The sequence below is a fragment of the Collinsella sp. AF02-46-1 genome (genome assembly GCF_003465825.1).
GTDB lineage: Bacteria > Actinomycetota > Coriobacteriia > Coriobacteriales > Coriobacteriaceae > Collinsella.
This window is the reverse complement of record NZ_QSBV01000015.1, coordinates 33,256-55,927: the sequence shown is the minus strand read 5'-3', so window position 1 is coordinate 55,927 and position 22,672 is coordinate 33,256. Positions and strand designations below refer to the sequence as shown.

At 60.7% G+C, this 22,672-nt stretch carries 19 protein-coding genes and 1 tRNA gene; 17 read left to right on the top strand and 3 right to left on the bottom strand.

From position 1 onward, the window contains the following. The first annotated feature begins 2 nt into the window (after positions 1–2). Positions 3–1,160 (top strand): hypothetical protein, encoded by a 1,158-nt coding sequence (locus tag DWV20_RS07415; RefSeq protein ID WP_118256702.1) that lies wholly within the window; start codon positions 3–5, stop codon positions 1,158–1,160. Between the two features lie 48 nt (positions 1,161–1,208). On the opposite strand, the gene DWV20_RS07410 is transcribed toward DWV20_RS07415, so the two are convergent. Further along, complete coding sequence (locus tag DWV20_RS07410) at positions 1,209–1,718, bottom strand: hypothetical protein (protein WP_118256701.1); 510 nt, start codon at positions 1,716–1,718, stop codon at positions 1,209–1,211. Between the two features lie 399 nt (positions 1,719–2,117). Here DWV20_RS07410 and DWV20_RS07405 point away from each other — a divergent pair, with 399 nt between their 5' ends. The 4 genes from DWV20_RS07405 to DWV20_RS07390 all read left to right on the top strand — a co-directional run bounded on the left by DWV20_RS07405 (position 2,118) and on the right by DWV20_RS07390 (position 5,536). Next, positions 2,118–2,894: a hypothetical protein gene (locus DWV20_RS07405; protein ID WP_118256700.1), complete on the top strand. Its 777-nt coding sequence runs from the start codon at positions 2,118–2,120 to the stop codon at positions 2,892–2,894. Positions 2,895–2,964: 70 nt separating this feature from the next. Then, positions 2,965–3,909 (top strand): hypothetical protein, encoded by a 945-nt coding sequence (locus DWV20_RS07400; protein ID WP_117634349.1) that lies wholly within the window; start codon positions 2,965–2,967, stop codon positions 3,907–3,909. A gap of 144 nt (positions 3,910–4,053) precedes the next feature. After that, complete coding sequence (locus tag DWV20_RS07395; protein ID WP_118256699.1) at positions 4,054–5,136, top strand: HNH endonuclease; 1,083 nt, start codon at positions 4,054–4,056, stop codon at positions 5,134–5,136. A gap of 118 nt (positions 5,137–5,254) precedes the next feature. Then, the gene (locus tag DWV20_RS07390; protein WP_118256698.1) at positions 5,255–5,536 is read left to right on the top strand and encodes a hypothetical protein; all 282 of its coding nucleotides are present in this window, start codon (positions 5,255–5,257) and stop codon (positions 5,534–5,536) included. Between the two features lie 130 nt (positions 5,537–5,666). Here the strand turns inward: DWV20_RS07390 and DWV20_RS07385 are convergent, their stop codons facing one another. Beyond that, a complete protein-coding gene (locus DWV20_RS07385; protein WP_118256697.1) occupies positions 5,667–6,365 on the bottom strand; it encodes a DUF5710 domain-containing protein in 699 nt (232 codons plus the stop codon). A 319-nt stretch (positions 6,366–6,684) separates the two neighbouring features. On the opposite strand from DWV20_RS07385, the gene DWV20_RS07380 reads away from it, so the two are divergent. Further along, entirely contained in the window at positions 6,685–7,788 is a 1,104-nt protein-coding gene (locus DWV20_RS07380; RefSeq protein WP_147346314.1) for a hypothetical protein, read from the top strand. 381 nt (positions 7,789–8,169) lie between these two features. Here the strand turns inward: DWV20_RS07380 and DWV20_RS07375 are convergent. Beyond that, positions 8,170–8,244 (bottom strand) — tRNA-Val (locus DWV20_RS07375). Between the two features lie 230 nt (positions 8,245–8,474). Here DWV20_RS07375 and DWV20_RS07370 point away from each other — a divergent pair. The 11 genes from DWV20_RS07370 (at position 8,475) to glmM (ending at position 22,585) form a co-directional block, all read left to right on the top strand. Beyond that, the gene (locus DWV20_RS07370) at positions 8,475–9,359 is read left to right on the top strand and encodes a hypothetical protein (protein ID WP_118256695.1); all 885 of its coding nucleotides are present in this window, start codon (positions 8,475–8,477) and stop codon (positions 9,357–9,359) included. Between the two features lie 11 nt (positions 9,360–9,370). Continuing rightward, on the top strand, positions 9,371–10,207 hold the full coding sequence (locus DWV20_RS07365) for a hypothetical protein (protein WP_117765502.1): 837 nt from the start codon (positions 9,371–9,373) through the stop codon (positions 10,205–10,207). 13 nt (positions 10,208–10,220) lie between these two features. Then, positions 10,221–11,207, top strand: a complete 987-nt coding sequence (locus tag DWV20_RS07360) for a hypothetical protein (RefSeq protein ID WP_118256694.1) — start codon at positions 10,221–10,223, stop codon at positions 11,205–11,207. Then, entirely contained in the window at positions 11,207–12,040 is an 834-nt protein-coding gene (locus DWV20_RS07355) for a hypothetical protein (RefSeq protein WP_118256693.1), read from the top strand. The genes DWV20_RS07360 and DWV20_RS07355 overlap by 1 nt, the downstream gene beginning before the upstream one ends. A gap of 60 nt (positions 12,041–12,100) precedes the next feature. Continuing rightward, positions 12,101–12,847, top strand: coding sequence for a signal peptidase I (locus DWV20_RS07350; RefSeq protein WP_118256692.1), 747 nt, complete (start codon positions 12,101–12,103; stop codon positions 12,845–12,847). Next, on the top strand, positions 12,840–14,540 hold the full coding sequence (locus DWV20_RS07345; RefSeq protein ID WP_118256691.1) for a hypothetical protein: 1,701 nt from the start codon (positions 12,840–12,842) through the stop codon (positions 14,538–14,540). Before DWV20_RS07350 ends, DWV20_RS07345 begins: the two co-directional genes overlap by 8 nt. Before the next feature lie 69 nt (positions 14,541–14,609). Beyond that, positions 14,610–16,856 (top strand): DUF2357 domain-containing protein, encoded by a 2,247-nt coding sequence (locus DWV20_RS07340; protein ID WP_118256690.1) that lies wholly within the window; start codon positions 14,610–14,612, stop codon positions 16,854–16,856. Continuing rightward, positions 16,856–17,566 carry a signal peptidase I gene (locus tag DWV20_RS07335; RefSeq protein WP_117776663.1) on the top strand — a complete coding sequence of 237 codons (711 nt, stop codon included), beginning with the start codon at positions 16,856–16,858 and terminating at the stop codon, positions 17,564–17,566. The genes DWV20_RS07340 and DWV20_RS07335 overlap by 1 nt, the downstream gene beginning before the upstream one ends. A gap of 125 nt (positions 17,567–17,691) precedes the next feature. Next, positions 17,692–18,714, top strand: coding sequence for a DMT family transporter (locus DWV20_RS07330; protein WP_199576951.1), 1,023 nt, complete (start codon positions 17,692–17,694; stop codon positions 18,712–18,714). A 143-nt stretch (positions 18,715–18,857) separates the two neighbouring features. Next, positions 18,858–21,170: a DUF4012 domain-containing protein gene (locus DWV20_RS07325; RefSeq protein ID WP_118256688.1), complete on the top strand. Its 2,313-nt coding sequence runs from the start codon at positions 18,858–18,860 to the stop codon at positions 21,168–21,170. Between the two features lie 83 nt (positions 21,171–21,253). After that, positions 21,254–22,585 carry a phosphoglucosamine mutase gene (gene glmM / locus DWV20_RS07320; protein ID WP_117736243.1) on the top strand — a complete coding sequence of 444 codons (1,332 nt, stop codon included), beginning with the start codon at positions 21,254–21,256 and terminating at the stop codon, positions 22,583–22,585. The last annotated feature ends 87 nt before the right edge of the window (positions 22,586–22,672 follow it).

Here is a 22,672-nt window from a genome sequence, read left to right as displayed (position 1 = left end):
CCATGGCTCTGTTCAAGCGTAACAACAACAAAGATCAAGCTGCCGAGGATTTGGCCGAGGATTTGGCGCAGGACCAGGCCGAGGACACGTCGGCAGACGCACCCGGCGCCAATGCCGAGGACGCGCCCGGCGAGGACTCCGCGCCCGACCAGCCCCCCGCCTCCCGCAAGCGCTTCGGCAAGCCCAAGCCCAAACGCAAGCCCAAACCCAAGCGCGACCTGCGCGGCGTGGTACGCATCGAGGAGCTGGAGCAGGCCCTGGCCGACCAGGACCTCGACGACATCGACCCCAACGCGGTCGTGTCCATGTACATGCCCAAGCGCCGCATGGAGCGCATCGGCACGGCGCTGCTGCGCATGGACAAGCTGCAAAAGGCCCTCGTGGTGCTGGCGCTTGCCTTTGGCGTGTTGTTTGCCCTGTCGTTTATGCAGGAAAACATGGGCAACTTCACCATCAACCTCAACCGCCTGGAGCTGTTCCGCCGCGGCGTGGCCATTGCCGACAACGGCGACTTTAACAACGCCACCGCGCGTCTGGCGGCCGACGCCGTGGACAACGGCACCAATATCGCTGCCGACGACCTGCCCGACAACCTGGACAACATCGACGGCAGCCACAACGGCAAAAACTACGTGGCGTACACCTTCTATATCCGCAACGCCGGCAAGACCGATCTGGGCTACAGCGCCAAACTCAAGGTGGTCAGCGCCAGCAAGGGCGTGGAGAAGGCGGCGCGCGTGCGGGTGTATCGCAACGGCGAGCCCACCACCTACGCGGCTGCCGGGGCCGATGGCGGCCCCGAGCCCAACACCGAGCCGTTTGAGTCCAAAGACGTGGTGACCACCATTAGCCACGCAAACTTCCGCGTGGGCGACGTGGACAAGTACACCGTGGTCATTTGGCTGGACGGCGACGACCCGGAGTGCGTGGACAAGATCATCGGCGGCGCGGTGGAGTTCGGTCTCGATTTTGATTCGTCCGAGACCGACGACTCGAGCCTGTTCATTAAGTTCGTGCAGGATATTGCCGACACCCTGACCGGCAACGACCCCATTAGCGCGAGCGGCAACGAGGCGCCCGATTACTACAAGGAACACAACGTGACCTGGAGTAACCGCCGCAACCAAAAGAACTCGCCCGTGAAAGATGGCGACAAGTAGAACGAACAAGCGCCGGGCCGGGATCGATTTCCCGGCCCGGCGCTTTTGCTATGCGCAAGTGTTGTCTTTGGAGGCGGTGACGCCGCGAGCGGCATCCAGCAAGAACAGCCGCAGCGCGAGCTTGATCGCGTGGCCCGGTTTGACCTGCGCCGCGTCTCCCATGCGTTCGCCCAGGTCGCTGCAATAGGCGTAAACGTCGCGGATGAGGTCCGCGCCCGAGAGGGTGAACATGTAGCCCGTGTCCGAAAGCGCGTTGGGCGCTGCGGGCAGCCCTGCGGCCGCGCAAAAGCTCGCAAGGTCGGGGCTCATGACGGCCTCGTAGTCAATCGCGTGTCCACCGTCCTGGGCGGTCTGCTCCTGTTCGCGGGTGTACGACAGCGCCGCCGCCAGCACAAAGCTGGGCGTGGGCGCGTTGACGTCGTCGGTGCTGGCGACGAGCTTGCCGGCCGCCTGCGTGACCAGCCAGGCGACTTCGCGCTGGCAGCGAACGGCTTTGCGCGTCACCGGCTTGATCGATCCGGCAGAAACGCTTCCCTTGGGTTGAGTGGCGGCAGCCATGGGGCCCTCCCAACAAATAGCCCGTTAAGCAGGCAAAATTTACACGTTCTGCACCAGTATAGCGAGTAAGGAAGGGCTAGGGACTAAGCTCGGCGAGGGGTGTGAATATGCTGGCATGGCGCTGCGGCCGCAAACCTTAAGAGAGGCTTATGACACAGCGGAAGCGCGTGGCCAAATAAGGTGAACAGCGTTTACATAGTTCCATACCTAGCCCAAGGTAGACCCATGAATCTGCCGGAATGTAGCCCGCTGAAAACTCATAAGGAAATCGTAAGAAATATGGTATTCTCTAATCCAATTTTTGAGGATGGGCAAGCAACATCCAACACGAAAGCGCGGGCTCCCCTTCCGGGCTTCTCGAGGGTCATCTGGGATGAATGGGGAAAGAAAGGGGTCCGCATGGATACCAAGGCATTAAAAAAGCAGATGGGCGCCGCCATCGCCATGGTGCTGGTAGCAGCCGTAGCACTGGGCTCTGCCACGTTCGCATGGTTTGTGAGCAACAACAAGGTCGACGCAACGACCAGTAAGATTTCTGCTCAGTCGAACTCTGCGTTCATGTATATTCGTGATGAGAATGAACCGTCTAAGGATCTTCGCACGGATGATTCTTCTGTTGCGAACACGCCGCTTTATCCGGCTCATTGGGCAAATGGCGCCGACACGACTCCGTACGATACGCTGGCTAACTTCTATACGGCATTCGGTACCAGTGCGACTGATGGCTTGAAGGTCGACAATACCGTCAAGCTTGTTCCTGCTCAGGGCGCCGACGCTGCCGGCACGCCTGCCGCCGCGGTTACTGGAAAGTATGCCGTAAAGAACACCTTTTATGTTGGCTCAAAGGGCGCTGAGCTCACCAATCTTGTAGTTGATTCGGCCAAAATTACGGGTGCCACAGGCGATAATGATAAATTTGATTCTGCGCTTCGCGTGCTGGTCATGAGCGGGACGAACTGGGTGCTTTGCAATAAGGACGGCATTGTCTCCTCTTCTGACACCACGCATAAGCTTGCCGATAAGATTGGCGAGGATGAGACAACCGTTGAAATGTATGTCTTCTACGATGGTGACGATGCTCAGGTCTTTACGAACAATCTTGAGAATCTGAAGACGGCTTCCAATCGCATTAACGTTGTCTTCACTGCTACCTCTACTCAGACCGATAAGAACTAGCGGGATAAGCAGCTAAACAAGGCGGGGGAGAGGTGTCCCCCGCCTTTTTCTTTAGAGAGGAGGATTTCCGTTGAGCGTTAAGCAGATGAAAAAGCAGCTTGCGATCGCAGCCTTGTCAGTCGTTATGGCAGCGGTTGCGCTTGGCTCTGCAACGTATGCCTGGTTCGTTTCAAACACAAAGGTTGACGGCACCACCAGTACCGTTAGCGCCCAGGCAAACGGCATGGTCCTCCAAATTGCGTCCGGCCCAAATGCCATTCATGACGGTAGCGATCATCAGACGACCGCCGCAAGCACTGGCCATGAGATCAGTCCGTCTTCCACGGACGATGCCCATAGCTGGTTTGTACCAAAATCATGGAATGGTACAGATGTGAGTGGTTACCAGAAGGCAACGATTTCTAAGCAGCTTGAGGGTTCCTATACGCTCAAGGGAGATACCGAGACTTATTACGCCTATACGATGGCGGAATATACGCTCTACACGATTAACCAGACTGGCGAGGCTGACGTCTATCTCGACAACAGCAGCTCGAACGGTCCCGTTGTTGTGACTGCGTCGGAAGGCGCTTCGAAAGATTGGTTTGACAAAATCAAAGGCAGCCTTCGTGTTGGTCTGCTGATTAATGACGAGCTCAAGGTTGTTTATGCTCCGGTCCTTCCGACAGGCAAGGGAAACGATGTTTCTGCTACCGAAGGCTGGAGTTGCGTGAATCCCGACAGCCTCTCGGTGACCATGGCGCCGTCCTATGCCCATGTGTGCGGTGGCAATATGATTGACCAGAACAGTAAAAACTGGGGAGCAACTGGAAGCGGTGACTCCTACGTAAAGCCGACGGGCGACGCTCAGATGCTCGCTCATGTTGGTTACAGCGGGACAAACTTCAAGGTTGTCATTTGGATGGAAGGCACTGACAGCGATTGTCAGAACATGTCCGGCCTCGATGTTGGTGAAGGAAGTCCGACCTTCGATGTAACGGTTAGCCTGGTCGGCATCGTGCCTGACTCTAAGTAGAGGCAAGACAACAATTAAACTGCCTAAAGGGGCCGCTTCGATTGAAGCGGCCCCTTTTTTTGTGGCTGTCCGCTGGAAGCACTTTGTCGCATATCGCTCGGGGTCGGCGATAATGTGAAGAACTGTTCTTCCTGGAGGTTCCTTATGGACGGCATTGCTTCTAGTGTTCCGCTGATTGCTCGGCCGAGTTTCGACCGCGCTTGCAGCGTTGTGCCGTCCGAATATGTTCAGGCTTGGGAATGGTTCTTGCGCGAGGAGCAGCGTGGCGGCCTATGGGACAAACTCCCGCATCGCACCAATGCCGATAGCCCTCAATATCCCTTTCGCCTGACGATTGATTCTGAGCTCTTTCCGGTGTCGCGCGATTCGGGCATCTTTTGGCCTGGTCGCGGGCGCGTTAATCAGCCGCGCGAAAAGACCTTCGCCCTTTCGGTGCACAATTCCAAGCGCGGCGCCTACCCCGATGTTCCGCCGCTCTATCTTGAGGACGGCACGTGGGTGCTCAAGTACTCGTCGCAAAGTGCTTCGGTCGAAAACTGGCGCGACCAGGACTACAACCAAAAGATGATCAACTGCATGGAGTGCGGCGTTCCCGTTGGCGTGTTCTTTGCAACGAGCGCCGGCTACAAAGTGCTGGGCCTAGCGTTCGTTGAGCGTTACGAGCCCGAGAACAGCTGGTTTGTGCTGCACGGTCCCGTCCACAAGGGCGGACCCGATGCGCGTTTCTTCCCTGATATGAGCTACATGAAGGACGCTCCGGTCGCGGCGGAGTTTTCCGGCACTCCAGCGAGCGACGATGAAAAGGTCCGTTATGCGTTGCGTCGCGAGCGAATCGGCCAGCAGCGTTTTCGCAATCAGCTTTTTGAGGCTTATACCGGTCGATGTGCCGTCTCGGGCTGCAATGTGGATGAAGCTCTCGAGGCCGCGCATATCGAGAACTACTCGGGTCCCAAGTCGCAAGTTGTCAGCAACGGTATTCTGCTGCGCCGTGACTTGCACTCGCTGTTCGATGCTCATTTGATTTCGTTTGAGCTGGTGCGTGGCGACTATCAACTTTGCGGGTCGTATCTTCTGCGGCATACGGACTATGCGGCGTTTGCAGGGTCGGTGTTGCGTGAGCCGGACGAACATCGCCTGCGTCCCAACGCTCGATTCCTCGAGGCTCATCGTGCCGAGTTTGATTTCTCGGAATCGCGGCGCCGGGCGGAAGCCGTTGCTCCGTATTAGCTGGGCGTGGCCCGTCGCAACCCAATCATGTCGATTGATCGGATCGCGTCGCGCCGCAACGAGAGCCGCACGATCCTGCCATCCTCTTCTCAACAGGTAAAACAGGAAAGGGGAGACCATGGGATGGCGAAGCGATATCGCGCGCGGCGCATACGGTAACTTACCGCGCGTTTTGATGGATCGGAGCTTATTTCCGCTCATCGAGGCCAGCTGCAGCCAAATCTGTCTGCCCTGTCCTTGCTGCGGTACAGACCTTCCGTGCCTAGACATCACCTTCATCGATGCCCGCGATAAGCACGCCACCGACCCGCGGGTTCGAACGGGCCTGCGCCTCCCGGTCTATCCTCAGCAATGCCCGACCTGTGGATGCGCCATTACCTATGACGATGCGGACACCTAATTGCCTGATGGCGAGCGAGGATTTTTGGACGATCGAAAACCGAGCGTGGATAATCTCCCGTTTTTGGGCTGAAGGGCTGTCAAAAACGGGAGATTTTCCACGCTCAGCCGTTTCTGCCTTATAAGATGCCCTACAGGTAAATCCCCTCGCACAGGGTCTTGTGAAACTGGGTGTGGTGATCGCGTGCCCAGGTGAAGAGTGCCTGGTCAAAGTTGCTCTGACTGGTGGGGATGCCATAGACGCCGGCGACTTCCACGCGTACGAACTCCAGCGTGGGCAGCTTGTTGATGGCTGTGAGCGCAAACGGCGACGTGGGCTCCTCGAACAGGTAATGGCTGCCTTGCAGCACACCACAGCCGGTGCAAGTGCTGGCGAGCGATACGGTCTTGGTGGTGCGCGACGTTACGGGCTTGTAGCCGCAGCGCTCGCGCAGGTAGTCGCGGATCTCGGCCGGCACGCAGCCCAGCGCGGGGACGATGGCCACGGCGTTGGCGCGGGCGGTGTCGATCGCGATGTGGCCCGCGTCGTCCATGGCGGACGCAGCACTGGGCGCAGCCTTGCTACCCGAGTCCTCGGCCGCCCAATACGGAATGCCAAAGGCCGCGACCGTCGTCTGTTTGTGGCACTTCCAACACTCGCGCTTGCTCAGCACCAGGTAGATGTAGGGCGCGCTGGGGTCGGAGCGATCCACGCCGGGCAGCCACGCGGCAAAGGGCTCGGGGTTGACGCCATCGGGCACGTACCAGATCTTCTTGACCCGGTCCCATTTGGCGCCCAGGGCCTTGGCCTCGTCTTTATGCGAAAAGGGAACATCGAGCTCGGTGCGCATGGCGGCTCCTTTGTGCGGCTTTCGGTGCATGTGCTCTAAGGATACCCCCGCGGCGGGTGCGTGATCGCTAAACGAGCACTTCGACCGCCCGAGAAGTCGTGGAGCATTTTAGCGAGGGCGCGCCGTCAAGCAAATAGGCAAGCAAATGGTCAGCTTTTGGTCAGTTGAGCGGCAACCTTGCCAAAAGCTTGACGGATTTGGATTTAGACGTCGACGAATGAACACTTTGGTTGCGCCGCGGCAAAAAAAACTGCTGGTCGTTTGCCGAAAACTTGCAAGGGTATCGAGCCGCCGCCGGCGCGCGTGCTATCTTCGCGCCATGGGGTACTTTATCGTTTCACATAACGCTGCGCTGGCGCTTTTGGCGCACATCCCGAACCCGCGCTTTGGGGATTCGGGATCAGAGGTCGTGTCGATCGCGGGCGCCTGCGCGCTCTGTGACCAGGAGGCTCAGGAGTTTATCGATCGCTATGACCTGGGGATCGAAACGCTGGATTTGCTGGTGCCGTCGCGCGCCGACCGTCGGCGGAGCAAGCATGTTAAAACGCATCTGTGTACCAACGAGCTCCCGGCAGGTTCGTTTATCTCGCTGGGCCACTGGATGGGCGACCTGGATGCGTATGTGTGCTCTCCCGAGCTGGCGTTTTTGCAGGCCGCGTACGATGGCGATGCGGCGGAGGCCATCTATGCCGGCTATGCCATGACATCGGACTACCGGCTGGATAACCTTGCTCCCGGCGGGGTGACCAGCAGGGATGCGGGCATGCGCGATGGAAAGCTCACGACCAAGGAGCTCATTGCGGCGTATATCGAGGCGTCCCCAAAGGTAAGGGGTCTCGCGAAAGCAAAGGCGCTGCTTGCGTATGTGATCGAGGGGTCGCGCTCTCCGAGGGAGTCGGGGCTGTGCATGTTTATGTCGCTGCCTACGCGCTACGGCGGGTATGCATTGGGCAAGGCCGAGCTCAACAAGAAGGTCTTTATTCGCGATGGACTCAACGATGGGCGCGAGCGCAAGCTGCGCGTGCTGGAGCGCACGCCCGACATTACGCTTACGGCTAAAGTCGAGGTGGGCAGGGATAAAGTAAAGGCCGGGCTGCTGCCAGAGGTACTGACCGCGATGGTCGACTACGACAGCGATGCCATTCATGACGGCCGCGAGAAGATCCACAAGGATGCCGAGCGCCGCAACGAGTTGGAACTGCTTGAGGGGGTAGCGTATTTTACCGTGACAACCGACCAAGCAAATGACTACGAAAAGCTCGTTCGGCTGTGCGAACGCATCCGACGCAAGCTGCATCGGAATAAGCGCCCCATCTTTAACAAGGCGATGAGTGCAGAGCAGCGATATTTTGCCAACGCGCGTGCCGAAACGAAGCGATTTTGGCTCTGGCAAGCCGTTATCGATGCGCATCAGTATTGGTAGGGGCGGTAGCAGGGGGTTAGAATTAGCGGCCATATATCCAGGTTTAATACTTTTCCCGAGAAGTGAACGAGTCAGAATGGACCCCCGAAACATCGACACTTTTAGGGGCTTGTTTCCTGCGGTTTTGCTGCTGGAATCCTGCGGTTTTAACGTCAAAAAGTGTGGATGCTCCGGGGGTCCAAATAAGCTCGTTCACTTCTCGGGAAAAGTATTAAACCTCAATTTATAGGGGGGCTATTTATATATGGCTGCGAGACCCATCCGCGCCTGATCGGGGCAATCACCGGGGCTGTTTGGGCGCTTTGGGTACCGCAGCGTCCTTTTGGCTTGGCGGCGTAAAACAAAACAGCTCAGAAGCGAAGCCTCTGAGCTGCGAACATTTGGTGGGCGTTAGAAGATTTGAACTTCTGACCTCTTCCGTGTCAGGGAAGCGCTCTCCCCCTGAGCTAAACGCCCGATCAAGGGTGCGCGAGTGCGCAGGGAATAATATAACGGAGCTCCCGCCCAGTGGCAAGAACTATTTTTTAAAAAGCGGCGATTTGCGACCCTGTCCGCCCCGATGCAGCGCGAACAGCACGCGGAAAGTCACGTTTGTACCCCCGATGAACTGCACGTTCGCGTAAAATAATTCCATTATGGGCAAATGGTGTCCAGGTAGTTTACAACACGGCATCTGGGGGAGGGGCATGTCAGACGCGCGCTCGCTGCGAAAACAGTTCAATCGCATGCTCGCCACGTTGCTGGTGGCCCTTGCTGCTGCCGGAGCCGTAACGTATGCCTGGTACATCTACAACGCCAACCGCCATATCACCGACGTCAAGATGGCCGCGGGCACGGGCGTGACCTTCCTCATCTCCAACGAATACGATGGCGAGTACAAGACCAACGCCGGTTTGAGCTTTGCGGGCCTGCTCGATCCCGTCTCGACCGACAACGTGCTCAACGGCTTCCAAAAGGTTACGGGCTTTACCGGCGGAACCACCCAGGACTCGCTCTTTGCCAGCATGTTTGGCGCGGCCGAGCATTCCGACTACTACAAGACTTCCCTGTACCTGGCCACCAACTCGGCCGCGACCGACGTGTACCTGTCGGGTATCGACTTTACCGAACAGGACCCGGCAAACCCCATCTCCACCGCGCTGCGCGTGGGGCTGGTAGCCTATGCCCCAGGCAAGAGTGACACCGTAACTGGCCAGTACATCTTTGAGGTCTCGAGCGAGCGCAATCCCCAGGCGCGCTACAGCACACTCGACGGCAAGGATGCCGGCGAGAGCGAGCAGAATCACCTGGTGCTCGACAGCACTCGCTCCGATGGCACAACGGTCCACTTTGACCAGCTGACCAGTGCAAACTTCTGCGACTACAACGAAGACACCGGCGTCGTGAGCCTCAAGGAGGCCACGACCAAGATCTGCAGCCTGCCCGCTGCCGCCAAGGGCGCCAACCGCAGCACGCCTGTGCGCGTGGATGTGTACGTGTGGCTGGAAGGCTGCGACCCCGACTGCACCAACAACCTGGCCGCCACCAGCCTGCAATCGCTGGCGTTGCGCTTTGCCGGCAAGCGTTCGTAAGGGGGCTGGACATGAGTGCGTCGAACATCAAAGACATCCTGAGCTCGCGCCGTCGCATGGTTGCCGCGGCCGCATGGATGTTGGTGCTGGTAACCGCCTTGAGCGCCGCCACCTACGCCTGGTTTAGCAACTCGCGCTTCACCAACGTGACGCCCGTGGCGCACACGGTAAGCGACGAGAGCTCCGACCTGCAGATTGGCCTTTCGGCCAACGGACCCTGGGACACGACGGCAACGCTTGCCGCTGCCGACAAGACACTCTATCCCATCTCGACGGCAGACCTTTCCCGCTTTTGGCGCGGCACGTTCCAAAACGCCGCGGGCATCACGACCGACTACGCCGACTGCACCGCGCAGCTGGACGACTACGCCCTTTCGGGCACGCTGTACCTTAAGGGCAGCGATAGCGCACTCAACGTGTACCTGTATCAGGGCCAGATGGGCGTGACGAGCGATCCGCAGTTGCTGGCCGCGCTGCGCCTGGGCCTGGTAATTGCAACCCAGTCGGGCACGCAAACGCATATCTTTACCTGCGACGATCTGGGCAATACCGCGGGCGCCACCAGTAGGCGCACCACCGCGCAAGACGGCGTGGTCGTGGCAGCTGGCGCCTCGGGCTGGGCCTACACCGCCGATCCCGCGCGCGCCATAAGCGCCTACAGCATGGACGGCACCGGCGACACGCCCGCGGCGCGCGCAGGCGCCACGCCCGTCTGTACGCTAGCCGCCAACGAAGTGGCAAGCGTTCGCTACGTTGTGTACATGGAAGGCTGCGACGCCAATTGCATCGACGAGGCTCAGGCCCGCGATGTGGTGCTGCAGCTTGCTTTTGCCGCGGCCAAGGCATAAGGGGGCGAGCGATATGGAAGATCAGAAGCACATGCCAGCAGATAGCTGCGAGGCCAAAATCCAGAGTGAGAGCCCCGCGGGCCCCTCCAGCGCAGCTGCCGAGCGCTCACATCTCGAGGGCGCTGCCCGCCACCACACCCGCCGCGCGCGTGCTTACATTGCACTCGTTATGGTGGCGCTCGCCGCCACTTTGGGCGCCGCCACCTACGCGTGGTTCACGAGCAACATGAAGGTCAATACCAACTCGGTGAGCGTGCACAGCGACACATCCAAGCTGGTACTGGAGCTCGGCGATGCCGATCTCGGCAGCTGGTCGCAGCAGGGCGACGTTTCCCTGACTTCCAGCGTAAATGGTGCCGTGACGCTCTACCCGGTCTCGACCTTTGACCTCAACGGTTTTGCTGCCTGCGCACAAAACAACTCGGCCGGCGATGCCACGGTGTTTGAGCAGGCAAAAGACAACGGATCCGCGTTCTACCACGGCTGGATCGACCTGCGCCCCACCATTACCGGAACGGGAGCCAGCAAAGTAAAGGGTAAGGTCAACCTGTATCTGGCCGAATCGCTGGTCCCGCAGGGTACCGACGCCGAGCTGCTGCGCGCAGCCCGCGTGGGCATTAAAGTCTCGAGCGGCAACCAGGTGCTTGCAACCAACATCTTTGAGCTCGACAGTTCCGATAGCGGCCATCGCGGCGAGCATCCCACGACCGCGCCTGCGGGCCTGGCGGGCTACGCCGATGGCATGCTGCTGGGCTGGCAAAACGGCCAGCTCGCCTGCGGTGCCAACGTGACGCAGGACCCGGCCGCCTTTACCCTGGACGCCGGCGAGACGGCCGAGCGCCCGCAAAACTCGCTCGCCACGCTGGCGCTGGGCCAGACCTATCGCCTCGACATCTATTACTACATCGAGGGCACCGACCCCGATAGCGCCGACTACCTGCATCAAGACCCGGGCACCTTGCACCTGGCGCTTTTTGCGACCTTGGACGGTGAGGCATAATGGCACGTGTTACGCCAGACGATCGCCGACCGACCACCGGCGACCGCCGCTCAGCCACCGTCGGCGCACCCCGGCCCGCCAGCGCCCCCGCCCCCGCCGATACCGACCTGCGCCGCAAGCTCACCACCACCGTGGTGCTGGTGCTGTTTGCGCTGGTGGCGATAGCCATGGCAACGTTCGCCTGGTTCTCAATCGCCGATAGTGCCAAGACCCGCATGCTCATGATCGACGCCAACGCCGACGGCTCGCTGCGCTTTGACCTGGACGAGCACGCTACCTTCGACGAATACGTGCACAGTCTGGGCTTTGACCGGATCTCGGCACGTATCGCCAGCGAAAAGGGCGTGGACATCGATGCGTCCAAGCTCAAGCCCGTCACCACGAGCGATTACCAGACCTTTACCTTTGAGGACGGCTCCACCGCCGATCCCGCCACCGGCGCCTACCTGGAGTTCACGCTGCACTTTATGAGCAGTACGGACCTGCGCGTGCGCCTGACCGGGCAGGATGGTGACGGTAGTGTGTCCGGCACGCGGTTTAGCTCCGACACGCAGGGCATGGCCAGCGCCATGCGCATGAGCTTTACCGCCGACGGCCACACCTGGGTCTACAACCCTAACGGGGGCGGCGGTTCATCTGGCTCGGCCACCGTCTTTGGGCTCGACTCGGGTGCTGCCACCGCGGCCAGCGACATGTTCGACCTGATAACAGAAACGGACAAGCCGGTAACCGTTCGCATATGGCTCGAGGGAACGGACCCAAATTGCACTAATATGCTAAAGGGAGCTAACTATTCGGTATCGATGCGCTTCGAGGGCATCGAGGAACAGTAGATATGCACGGCGGCCACCGGGCCGCGCACGACCTAGACAGACACGGTAGTAAGGGACATCATGCAATCTGTTAAAAAAGTCGCATCCATCGCGCTGAGCGTCGTCATGTGGATCATCATCCTGGTGGCGGCCCTGTATGCGTTTACCACGCTCGCCACGCGCGAGGACGGCAGCGTCTCTGACATCGCCGGCTTCACCCCGCTCGCCGTGCAGTCCGACTCCATGGCTCCCACGTTTAACAAGGGCGACCTCATCGTCATCAAAAAGTGCGACACCTCCAAGCTCGAGGTGGGCGACATCGTGACGTTCCATACCATCATCGACAACGAGTACGCGCTCAACACGCACCGCATCGCCGCCATCGACGAGGTCAACGGCATGCGCAGCTTTACCACCAAGGGCGATAACAACGACGTGGCCGATACGCACATCATCAGCGACGGCGACATCGTGGGCAAGTACGTGTTTGCGTTGCCGCAGATGGGCAAGGTCATGGACTTCCTGTCCAGCTCCATGGGCTTCCTCGTGGTGATCGTGCTGCCCATGCTGCTGTTCTTTATCTACCAGGTGTATCACCTCATCGTGGTGGGCATGAACCTCAAGCGCGCTATGGCCGAGGAGGACCGCCTGGCCGCCGCGGCTGCCATCGTGGACGCCGAGGGCAAGGGTGACACTACCGTCACGGCCGATAACGCCGCCGAGCAGCTTGCCCAGGCCGAGGCCAAGCTCGAGGAAGCTCGTCGTTTAAAGGCCGAGGCCGAGGCGGCGATGAACGCGACCAAGCAGGAGGGTACCGACGGTGAGTGAGTTTCTGGGATTTGCCTGGGAGCTGCTGGCAAAGGTCGTCTACAACGTCGTTGCCGTCGTGAGCTCTATCCTTAACCTGCTGGTGTTTGGCTGGGTTGAGTACTTCAACATCTTTATGACCTACTTCACCACGTTTGACCTGGTGGGCAAGATCGGTGCGGTCATTCTGTTTGCCATGCTCATTGCGGTCCCCGTGCTGATCGTGGCCATCCTGGTTCACCGTTACCGTATCAACCGCCGCCTGCATCGCGACGACACGTCCAACAAGGCGCTCTATCGCGAGATCGGTCGCCTGAACAAGCAGGTGCTCGACCTGATGGACGAGAAGAACAAGCTGCTGGCGCTCAAGGTCAACGCCATGGGCGGCACCAAGCAGATTCCGTACGTGGGTGCCTCGGCCCTGGCCGACGACCACCTGCCCACGGTGGGCAACGTGGTGGGCGCCGCTGCGGGCGCCGGTGCGGCTGCTGGCGAGGGCGCTGCGGTGACGGCCGTCATGTCGGGCAACGCGTCGCTCGCGCTCGATGGCGAGGGCGTCAAGGACGCCGCGGCCGCCATGGCCAAGGCCACCGTCGAGGCCAAGACCCTTGCCGAGGAAAAAGAGATCGCCCAGGCCAACCGCTTCCCCAAGCTGTCCCTTGTGGACCTTAAGTACCGCGACTGGGAATCGCCGGCCTACGACGATGCCATCTCGCTGGAGGACTTTGTCGACAGCTTCCGCGCGTTCGCCTGCAGCCAGATGAATCTCTACTACACGCCTGAGGTCATCCGCCGCTTTGTGGCCGGCATGGCCGCCTCCAAGCTGCTGATCCTGGAGGGCATCTCGGGTACTGGTAAGACCTCGCTGCCCTACAGCTTTAGCCGCTATCTGGATAACCCCGCGACCATCGTGTCGGTGCAGCCGAGTTTTCGCGATCGCACCGAGGTACTGGGCTACTTTAACGAGTTTTCCAAGCGCTTTAACGAGACCGAGTTCCTCCGCGCCGTGTACGAGGCGGGCCTTCGCCAGGACCCGTCCATGATCGTGCTCGATGAGATGAACCTCGCCCGAGTGGAGTACTACTTTGCCGAGATCCTGTCGGTGCTCGAGATGCCCAGCCACGACGAGTGGGTGCTCGATCTGGTGCCTACCCAGTGGGCCGCCGACCCCAAGGGCCTGCACGACGGCAAGCTCACCATTCCCGACAGCCTGTGGTTTATCGGCACGGCCAACAACGACGACTCCACCTTTACCATCACGGACAAGGTGTACGACCGCGCGATTCCCATCGAGCTCAACGAGCGCGCCGATGCGTTTGAGTGCGAGCCGCACGAGCGCGTGCACGTGACGGCCGAGCATCTGCAGTATCTGTTCCAGAAGGCCAAGGTCGAGTACGTGATCGACGAGGAGCTGCTCCAGAAGATGCACAAGCTGGACCAGTACCTGCAGACCCGCTTTAAGCTGGCCTTTGGTAACCGTATCATCAAGCAGATGTACGACTTTATCCCCGTGTACGTGGCGTGCGGCGGCACCGAGCTGGGTGGCATGGACTACATCATCGCCCGCAAGGTGCTCAAGAAGTTTGAGTCCATGAACGTGAGCTTTGTGCGCGACGAGATGAAGGGCCTGATCGAGTACATCGAGAAGACCTTTGGCGAGGGCGGCCTGCCCGATTCCGTCATGTATCTGCAGCGGATCCAGAACTTCTACTAATGCCGTAAGCGCGGGGCGATGTGATGTCGCCCCGTCCCTTTCCGATCGATCCAATCTATGGAGTAACCCATGTCCGAGACCATTCAGGACCTCTATACCAGCTTCTCCGAGCAGATGGAGCCCATCCAGGAGGACAGCCGCTACTTTCGCTATCTGTTTGAGATGGCGCAGGCCTCGGGCACCACGATCGAGCAGCAGCGCGAGGAGCTCGTCAAGGTGGTGGACGAGGAATGGATCAGCATGATCGAGGACTCACTCGACGCCATCAACACCATTATCGAAAAGCCGCGCCGCTTTATCACCACCGAGGAAGAGGTGGTGCCGGTCTCGCTCGCTAAAAAGATCAGCGCCGACAGCGTCCGTCATCTGAGCCAGAACACGCAGTTTTTGGCGCCGAGTGAGGACGGCGGCGTTCACCCTACGCGCATCCTCAACGTCAATACCGTCGAGACGTACGACCTGTACGAGAACCGCTTTATCTACCACCTGATTCAGCGCCTGCTGACGTTTGTAGACAAGCGCACCGACGTGATCTTTTGGTCGACGGGCAACGAGATTCGCAACCGCTTTAAGATGCACAGCAAGATCGACGACGCGTACGAAGAGATCGAGTACAACGTCGAGATGACGGTCAAAAACCGCCAGAGCTTTGCCGAGAACGACGCCGACAACATGGACGTCTTTATGCGCATCGACCGCGTGCGCCGCCTGGTCATGGCGCTGCGCGGCGCGTCGTTCTGCCAGATCATGAACGGCTGCAGTGCGGTTCGCAGCCCCATACAGCGCACCAACCTCATCATGAAGGACCCCAACTACCGCAAGTGCTACCAGCTGTGGCAGTTTATGGAGCGCTATGACAAGGTGGGATACAACATCGACGTGCAGCAGCAGGCGCTGGCGTTCGATGACGAGTACATGGTGCAGATGTACACCAACCTCATCAATAACTACGCCGTCTTTAAGAGCCTGACTGATGACGAGCGCAACCTGCAGGAGCTCGAGAGCGTACAACACGCGCCGGTGGCGCCCAAGTTCATCAAGGAGATCAAGGAGGTGCAGGTCGATAGCCCCGACCTGCCCGACGTTGAGGTCCGGCGCGTGTTTGTGGAGGAGGTCACGCAGGCTCAGCTCGATGCCGAGCAGGCACTGGCCGAGGCCAGCGAGCAGATTGAGGAGCTACAGGGGCAGCTTACGTCCTGGAAGGTGCAGGCGCATGCGCTGACCGATGAGCGCGATGACCTGGCCGACGAGCTGGACGAGGCCAAGACGCGTGAGCTGGCGTTGACGCAGCGCGCGCAGATTGCCGAGGCGGATGCCGAGGAGCTGCGCGGCTCGCTGGAGGATGTCGAGACCGGCAAGAAAGCCGCCGAGGATGCTGCCGCTGAGGCGCGCTCGACCGCAGCTGCCCAGCTTGAGCAGATGCGCGCCGAGGCCGATGCCGAGGTTGCGGCTGCCCGTGCCGATGCCGATGCCAAGGTTGCCGCCGCCGAGCAGGCAGCCGCCGAGCAGGTCGCACAGGTCAAGAGCGACGCTGCTGCGGCCCTGGCTGCCAAGACGGAAGCCGATGCCGCCGAGCTGCAAGCTGCCAAGGATGCCGCCGCGGCCGAGCTTGCCGGCGTGCGCGAGGTGTGCGCCAAGGAGGTTGCCGAGCTGCATGCCAAGCTGGACGCCGCTCAGCTGCAGATTGAGGAAGTGCAGCTGACGGCCGAGCGCGATGCCCGTGCCGCGCAGGAGGCGGCGGACGCCGCCGCGGCAGCAGCGGAGCAGGCGCTTGCCGACACCGTTGCTGCGGCCGAGGAGAAGGTTTCCGCCGCTCAGCAGGCTGCCGATGCCGCGATCGATGCCGCCTACGCGGCCGCCGATTCTGCCGTGGAGCAGGCCGCGGTGGATGCCGGCGAGAAGGTCGCCGCCGCCGCTGCCGAGCGCGATGCCGCGACGCGTGCCGCCGAGGACGCCCGTGCCGACGCCGACGAGCGTATCGCCGCAGCCGAGCGTGCGGCAGGGGAGCGCATCGAGCAGGAAGTCGTCGCCGCAAAGGCCGCGCACGAGCGCGAGCTCGAGGCCGCCCGCGCGGAGATGCAGCAGCGCTTGGCCTCGTTGGCGCACGAGCTGGAACAGGCCGAGCGCGATCGCGCCCGCGCCGAGCGCCGTGCCGAGGGCAACAGCCTGTCGCGCTATCTGCTGGCCCGCTTGCGCGGCGAGGCTGGCGAGGGCGTGGTCGCCGCGCCTGACGAGGATGGCGCTTCTGCGGCGGATGCCACCGAGGGCGAGGTCGCTGCCGACCCCGAGACTTCCGCAAAGGACGACGACAAGTGATGAAGCACGTGCTCCGCGTGATCAACGTGCTGGCGACCGTGGTGATCCTGGTCGCCTTTGTGGTGTTGCTGCGCACGGTGTTCACGCCCGCCGGCGAGATCCCCACCATCATGGGCTATGGCTTTATGCGCACGCTGACCGGTTCGATGGAGCCGGCGATTCCCGTGCACTCGTTTATCGTCGTTGATACCGGCGACGGTCAGGCCTATCAGGTGGGCGACATCATCACCTTCCATTCGTCCGATGACGCGCTGGAGGGTTCGCTCAACACGCACCGCATCGTTGCCGTGGAGGCCGCCGCCGACGGCGCCCCGATCTACCGCACCAAGGGCGATGCCAATCCGGTCGAGGATGCTGCGCCCGTGCCCGCCGCCGACGTGGTGGGGCGCGTGGTCTTTGTCTCGGCGGGGCTGGGCGTGGTGGTCTCGTTGCTCACCAATCCGCTGCTGTTCTTTCCGCTTATCGTGGTGCCGCTGATCGTGCTGCTGGTGCTCGAGATTCGCCATATGGTCAAGACAACGCAAGAGGTGGCACGCGCCGAGGACGAGGCCGCCTTGCGAGCCGCCGTTGAGCAGATTCGCGAAAAGCGCCGTCGCGAGCAGGAGGAGCAGGGCGACGCCGGTGACGAGGGCGATGCCGACGGTGGCCATACCGATGAAAGTGCGGAAGCCGATCCCGGCGCCCCAGGCGATTCCAACCGCTCGGCATAGCTCATCGGTGCCTTTCGTCCCTGCAATTTGGACGCTCGCAGATGCTCCGCATCATCTGCTATTTCATACCAATATTCGTGCTACAGTTTGGACGCTTTATTGCCAATTGATTTCGGGGGAGTGGGATGGAACAGAAGCGCTCGGCGCAGTGTGCACGTGAAAGGGCTTCGGTACCGATGACGGCGGCGTCTGATTTTATCGTGCCCGAGGGGACTGACGAGCTGAGCCGCAGCACCCGCCGCGCATGGCGCGACCGCCTCAACGACGCCCAGGCGCGCAAGATGGCCCTGGGTACGCTCGCCGCGTTTGCCGGCGGTACGTTTTGGGGTTTTTCTGGCACCAGCGCCAGCTACCTCTTTGACGTGTGCCATATCGAGACGTTTTGGCTGATGAGCGTGCGCCAAGTTATCGCTGGCCTGCTCTTTATGTTCGTTGTGCTCAGAAAAGACCGCGACCGCTTGATCGAGCTGTGGACTACCCCCGCCGATCGCAAGCAGCTTATTCTGTTTACGATCTTTGGCCTGCTGTTCAACCAGCTTTGCTATCTGTCAGCCGTGCGCCTGACCAACGCGGGCACCGCGACCGTCTTCCAGTGCCTGCAGCTGGTGGTCGTCATGGGGTATGCCTGCGTCACCGCGCATCGACTGCCGCGCACGCGCGAGGCTCTTGGCATTTTGCTCGCATTGGGCGGAACGTTTTTGATCGCCACGGGCGGCGACCCCAGTACGCTCAACATCTCGCCGATGGGCCTGCTCTCGGGCCTTTTGTGCGCAGTGGGCGGTGCCTGCATAGCAATCATCCCTGCCGGAATCCTCAACAAATACGGTAGCCCGGTCGTCACGGGCTCGGCCATGCTTTCGGCGGGAATCGTGATGAGTATCTTTACCCAGCCGTGGGCGCATATGCCGGCGCTCGGCCCCTCGGGTGTCGGCGCGCTCGCGATATTTATTGTGGTGGGGTCGTTCTTCGCCTATATGTTCTACATGCAGGGCGTTAAGGAGATTGGCTCGGTGCGCGCGAGCCTCCTTGGAACCATGGAGCCGGTTTCGGCCACCATCACCAGCGCCCTTATGCTGGGAACGGTGTTTTTGCCCACCGACCTGGCGGGCTTTGCCATGATTATCGCGATGGTGTTTTTGACGGTGTAGCTGGCGCCAAGACGGAAAAGGCGTTGTGCCACATTTTCGCCAATTGATGTCCGTGTCTGGAGTTTAGCTGTCGATGCTCAAAATGCCATAAACTAGCAACGTTATGGACTTTTTCATTGCGACTCAATTGCGAGGATTTCTTTATGGCTGGTAATCACTTTAAGGGCAGCGATAGCGGCCGTCCTGCAGTTCCGCCGCGTCCGAACGGGGCTGGTAAGGCCGGCACGCCGGGCGGCGCTGGGCAGGGCGGTTCCGGTAAGCGCGTGTCCCCGGGCGAGACGGCGATGTTTACCGCTCTGTACGAGCAGTCTCAAAAGGCAAAAAAGACCGGCCGTGCAAGAGGGAATGTCTTTGCGGGCGGTGCAACCTCCACGTCGCAGCCGAGCGGGGCCCCTTCGATACCTGCGAACAACGCAGGTGCTGCCAACGCCGCGAATACCGCCGGCAACGTTAATGCCGGCAAGGCAGCTAACAATACTCCCCCTGCCGGTGGCGCGGGGCTTACGGGTAACCTTGGCACGATTTACACCGGCGCCTCCGAGACTGGCACGTTCGCCCGCCTGGATGATGGCGGTGCCCAGTTTGCGGGCTCGGGTTCCAAGGAAGATTATTACGATTTTGGCTTGAACTACGGTAGCGACGCTTCGTCGAGTTCGACCTCTGACGGTCTGGTCCGTCATCGCCATCGCAAGGGCGAGCGCAAAAAGCGTCACACTGGCGCCATTATTGCCGCTGTAGTCGCGGTGCTTCTCGTTGCGCTTGGCGCAAGCGGCTTTATGCTGCTTAACTCGGCAAAGACCGTAAAGAGCGAAGCGAAGGAGGCTGTCGAGATCGTCGGTGGCCTTAAGGACAAGGTCACGTCGGGCGATTTTTCGACGCTGCCTGACGACGCGAAGAAGATCGATGAGCTCTGCGACAGCATGAAGGCGGAGACCTCGAGCCCGCTGTGGACGGCGGCTTCGTTTATCCCGGTGTATGGCAGCGACATCAATGCGGCCCGCACCATGATCGACGCCCTGTCCGATGTCTCGAACAATGCGCTGGTTCCCATGGCCGATAACCTTTCGCAGGCCACGCCCGGCAAGCTGTTTCAGGACGGCATGATTAACGTGTCCGCGCTGCAGGCGGTCGCCGATTCGCTTTCCAGCAGCTCGAAGGTGTTCAAGAGCGCCAACGAGAAGATCCAGGGCATTGGCGATACTCATATTTCCCAGGTGACCGAGCTGGTCGATAAGGCCAAGGACGGCTTTGCCACCCTCAACGGCGCGGTTGACGCGGCGGAGAAGGTCGCCCCCGTCCTTCCCCAGATGCTCGGCGCCAACGGCCAGACGCGTAACTACCTTGTGTACGCCATGAACAACGTCGAAATTCGTGCCTGCGGCGGCTTTGGCGGTTCGCAAGGTTTGATTTCGGTCACCGACGGCCAGATGTCGATTGGCGAGTTTGTTCCCCGCATTGGGCTCAGTGAGGATGAGGCAGTCGAGAGTGTCGACGAAGAGGATGAGGCGCTGTTCGGCAACCACAGTAACCTGTACAACTCGGGCAATACCTATTCGCCTGATTGGCCCCGCAACTCGCAGCGTGTCGCCGCGCTGTGGAAGTCCCAATATGGGCAGGACGTTGATGGCGTCGTCGGCATCGACCCGGTGTTCCTGCAGTATCTGCTGGGCCTGGTCGGTAACGTGTCGCTGCCCGACGGAACGGTTGTCGACGGCACCAACGCCGCAAAGGTCCTCATGCACGATGTGTACTGGAACTATCCGGTCGAGGAGTCGGACGGCATCTTTGCATCCGTCGCCAGCGCTGCCTTCGACAAGATCCTTGGCGGTATCGGCGATGTCGATGTTACGAAGCTTGTCAGCGCCGTTGAGCGCGGTGCCGAAGAGGGCCGCCTGATCGCGTGGATGAAAAACGATGACGAGCAGAACGCTATCAAGGAGATGAACATCGACGCCTCGCTGCCCGATCCGGATGACCCGAGTGAAGATCCCGTTGCTGGTGTCTACTTTAACAACCTGAGCTTCTCCAAGCTCGACTGGTACCTGAATGCCGATACGCAGATTGGCCAGGGCATCAAGAACGGTGACGGCACATGCTCGTATCGCATCGCCGTTACCCTGACGAACATCATGACGCAGGAGGAGGCCGGCAAGCTGCCCGACTACGTCGCGGCGAGCGCGCCCGATGCCGCGCGCGACGACGAGCGTCTGAATGTCTCGTTGTTTGCCCCGACGGGCGGCAACATTACTGATCTGACCGTCGAGGGCACCCAGTTTGGTCTTGGCGCCGCTACGTGGCATGGAATCCCCTTCTATTCGGGCACCGTTGACCTGCATGCTGGCGAGACGACGACGATCACATATACGCTGACCACGTCAGCCGAGGCGGGGGACAAGCCGCTTACGCTGCGTCAGACTCCTACATGCCAGGCGGCTCGCGACAGCGCGTCGGCGTAGGGTTTTTCTGGTAGCGCAGATAATCGAGTACCATTTTGGGGCGGACAGGCAATCTGTTCGCCCCTATTTTGTAAGGAGAGCGCATGAAGTACTTTGGCACCGACGGCTTTCGCGGTGAGGCTAACGTTGGGCTGACGGTAGAGCACGCTTATAAGATTGGCCGTTTTGTGGGCTGGTATTACGGCGCCAACCGCGAGCGCAAGGCGCGCGTCATCGTGGGTAAGGACACGCGTCGCTCGAGTTATATGTTTGAGGCGGCGCTGGTGAGCGGCTTGGTCGCGAGCGGCGCGGACGCCTATATGCTGCACGTGATCCCCACGCCGGGCGTAGCGCATCAGACCGTGGAAGGCTGTTTCGATTGCGGCATCATGATCAGCGCGAGCCACAACCCGTTTTGCGATAACGGCATTAAGCTCGTCAATAGCGACGGTTTTAAGATGGACGAGGACGTACTGGAGCTCATCGAGGACTACGTCGATAGCAAGAGCGAGGTGCCGCTGGCCACGGGCAACCACATCGGCGCCACGGTGGACTACATGCAGGGCCGCAACCGCTACATTGCCTCGCTCATCGCCAGCGCGAACTTTTCGCTTCAGGGCGTCAAGATCGGCATCGACTGCGCCAACGGCTCGGCGTCCTCGGTGGCCAAGCCGGTGTTCGACGCGCTGGGCGCCGACGTGCGCGTGATCAATGCCGCGCCTGATGGTTTTAACATCAACGTCGACTGCGGCTCCACGCATATGGAGCGTCTGCAGCGCCATGTGGTGGAGCAGGGCCTGGACGTGGGCTTTGCCTACGACGGCGATGCCGACCGCTGCCTGGCCGTGGACGAGCGCGGCCGCGTGGTCGATGGCGACCAGATCCTGTACGTGTGCGGCGTGTACCTGAACAAGCACGGTCGCCTTTCGGGCGGTACCGTGGTTCCGACGATTGCCAGCAACTTTGGCCTGATCAAGTCGTTGGAGCTTGCCGGCCTAAGTGTCGTGACCAGCGGTGTGGGCGACCGTCACGTGTATGCCAAGATGCGCGAGGGCGGTTACAGCCTGGGCGGCGAGCAGACGGGCCATACGATCTTTGGCGATATCGAGCGCACGGGCGACGGCATTATGACCTCGCTGCGCGTGATGGAAGTGATCCGCGCCGAGCGCGAGACGCTCTCGCAGCTCACGGCTCCGTGCAAGCTGCTGCCGCAGGCGCAGGTGGCCGTGCGCGTGGCGGACAAGGACGCCGCGCTCGAGAACATGGGCGTGCAGAACGCCATCGCCGAGGCCGAGGCTGCGCTGGCAGGCGAGGGCCGCGTGCTCGTACGCAAGAGCGGAACCGAGTCGGTTATCCGCGTGCTGGCCGAGGCGCCCGACCAAGCATCCGCCGATGCCGCCATGAAGCGCATCGCCAACGCACTCGAGGCTCTGTAGTTACGCGGTTTTACCAAACCGCGTAACTGCTCGACGCTGCAAACGCCCCTAAGCGGCAATCTGACGTTCAATTTCAAGGGCGCGACC

Coding starts and splice junctions, on each gene's coding strand:
- DWV20_RS07415 (WP_118256702.1), top strand. CDS start 3: ATGGCTCTGTTCAAGCGTAACAACAACAAAGATCAAGCTGCCGAGGAT.
- DWV20_RS07410 (WP_118256701.1), bottom strand. CDS start 1,718: ATGGCTGCCGCCACTCAACCCAAGGGAAGCGTTTCTGCCGGATCGATC.
- DWV20_RS07405 (WP_118256700.1), top strand. CDS start 2,118: ATGGATACCAAGGCATTAAAAAAGCAGATGGGCGCCGCCATCGCCATG.
- DWV20_RS07395 (WP_118256699.1), top strand. CDS start 4,054: ATGGACGGCATTGCTTCTAGTGTTCCGCTGATTGCTCGGCCGAGTTTC.
- DWV20_RS07390 (WP_118256698.1), top strand. CDS start 5,255: ATGGGATGGCGAAGCGATATCGCGCGCGGCGCATACGGTAACTTACCG.
- DWV20_RS07385 (WP_118256697.1), bottom strand. CDS start 6,365: ATGCGCACCGAGCTCGATGTTCCCTTTTCGCATAAAGACGAGGCCAAG.
- DWV20_RS07380 (WP_147346314.1), top strand. CDS start 6,685: ATGGGGTACTTTATCGTTTCACATAACGCTGCGCTGGCGCTTTTGGCG.
- DWV20_RS07370 (WP_118256695.1), top strand. CDS start 8,475: ATGTCAGACGCGCGCTCGCTGCGAAAACAGTTCAATCGCATGCTCGCC.
- DWV20_RS07365 (WP_117765502.1), top strand. CDS start 9,371: ATGAGTGCGTCGAACATCAAAGACATCCTGAGCTCGCGCCGTCGCATG.
- DWV20_RS07360 (WP_118256694.1), top strand. CDS start 10,221: ATGGAAGATCAGAAGCACATGCCAGCAGATAGCTGCGAGGCCAAAATC.
- DWV20_RS07355 (WP_118256693.1), top strand. CDS start 11,207: ATGGCACGTGTTACGCCAGACGATCGCCGACCGACCACCGGCGACCGC.
- DWV20_RS07350 (WP_118256692.1), top strand. CDS start 12,101: ATGCAATCTGTTAAAAAAGTCGCATCCATCGCGCTGAGCGTCGTCATG.
- DWV20_RS07340 (WP_118256690.1), top strand. CDS start 14,610: ATGTCCGAGACCATTCAGGACCTCTATACCAGCTTCTCCGAGCAGATG.
- DWV20_RS07335 (WP_117776663.1), top strand. CDS start 16,856: ATGAAGCACGTGCTCCGCGTGATCAACGTGCTGGCGACCGTGGTGATC.
- DWV20_RS07330 (WP_199576951.1), top strand. CDS start 17,692: ATGGAACAGAAGCGCTCGGCGCAGTGTGCACGTGAAAGGGCTTCGGTA.
- DWV20_RS07325 (WP_118256688.1), top strand. CDS start 18,858: ATGGCTGGTAATCACTTTAAGGGCAGCGATAGCGGCCGTCCTGCAGTT.
- glmM (WP_117736243.1), top strand. CDS start 21,254: ATGAAGTACTTTGGCACCGACGGCTTTCGCGGTGAGGCTAACGTTGGG.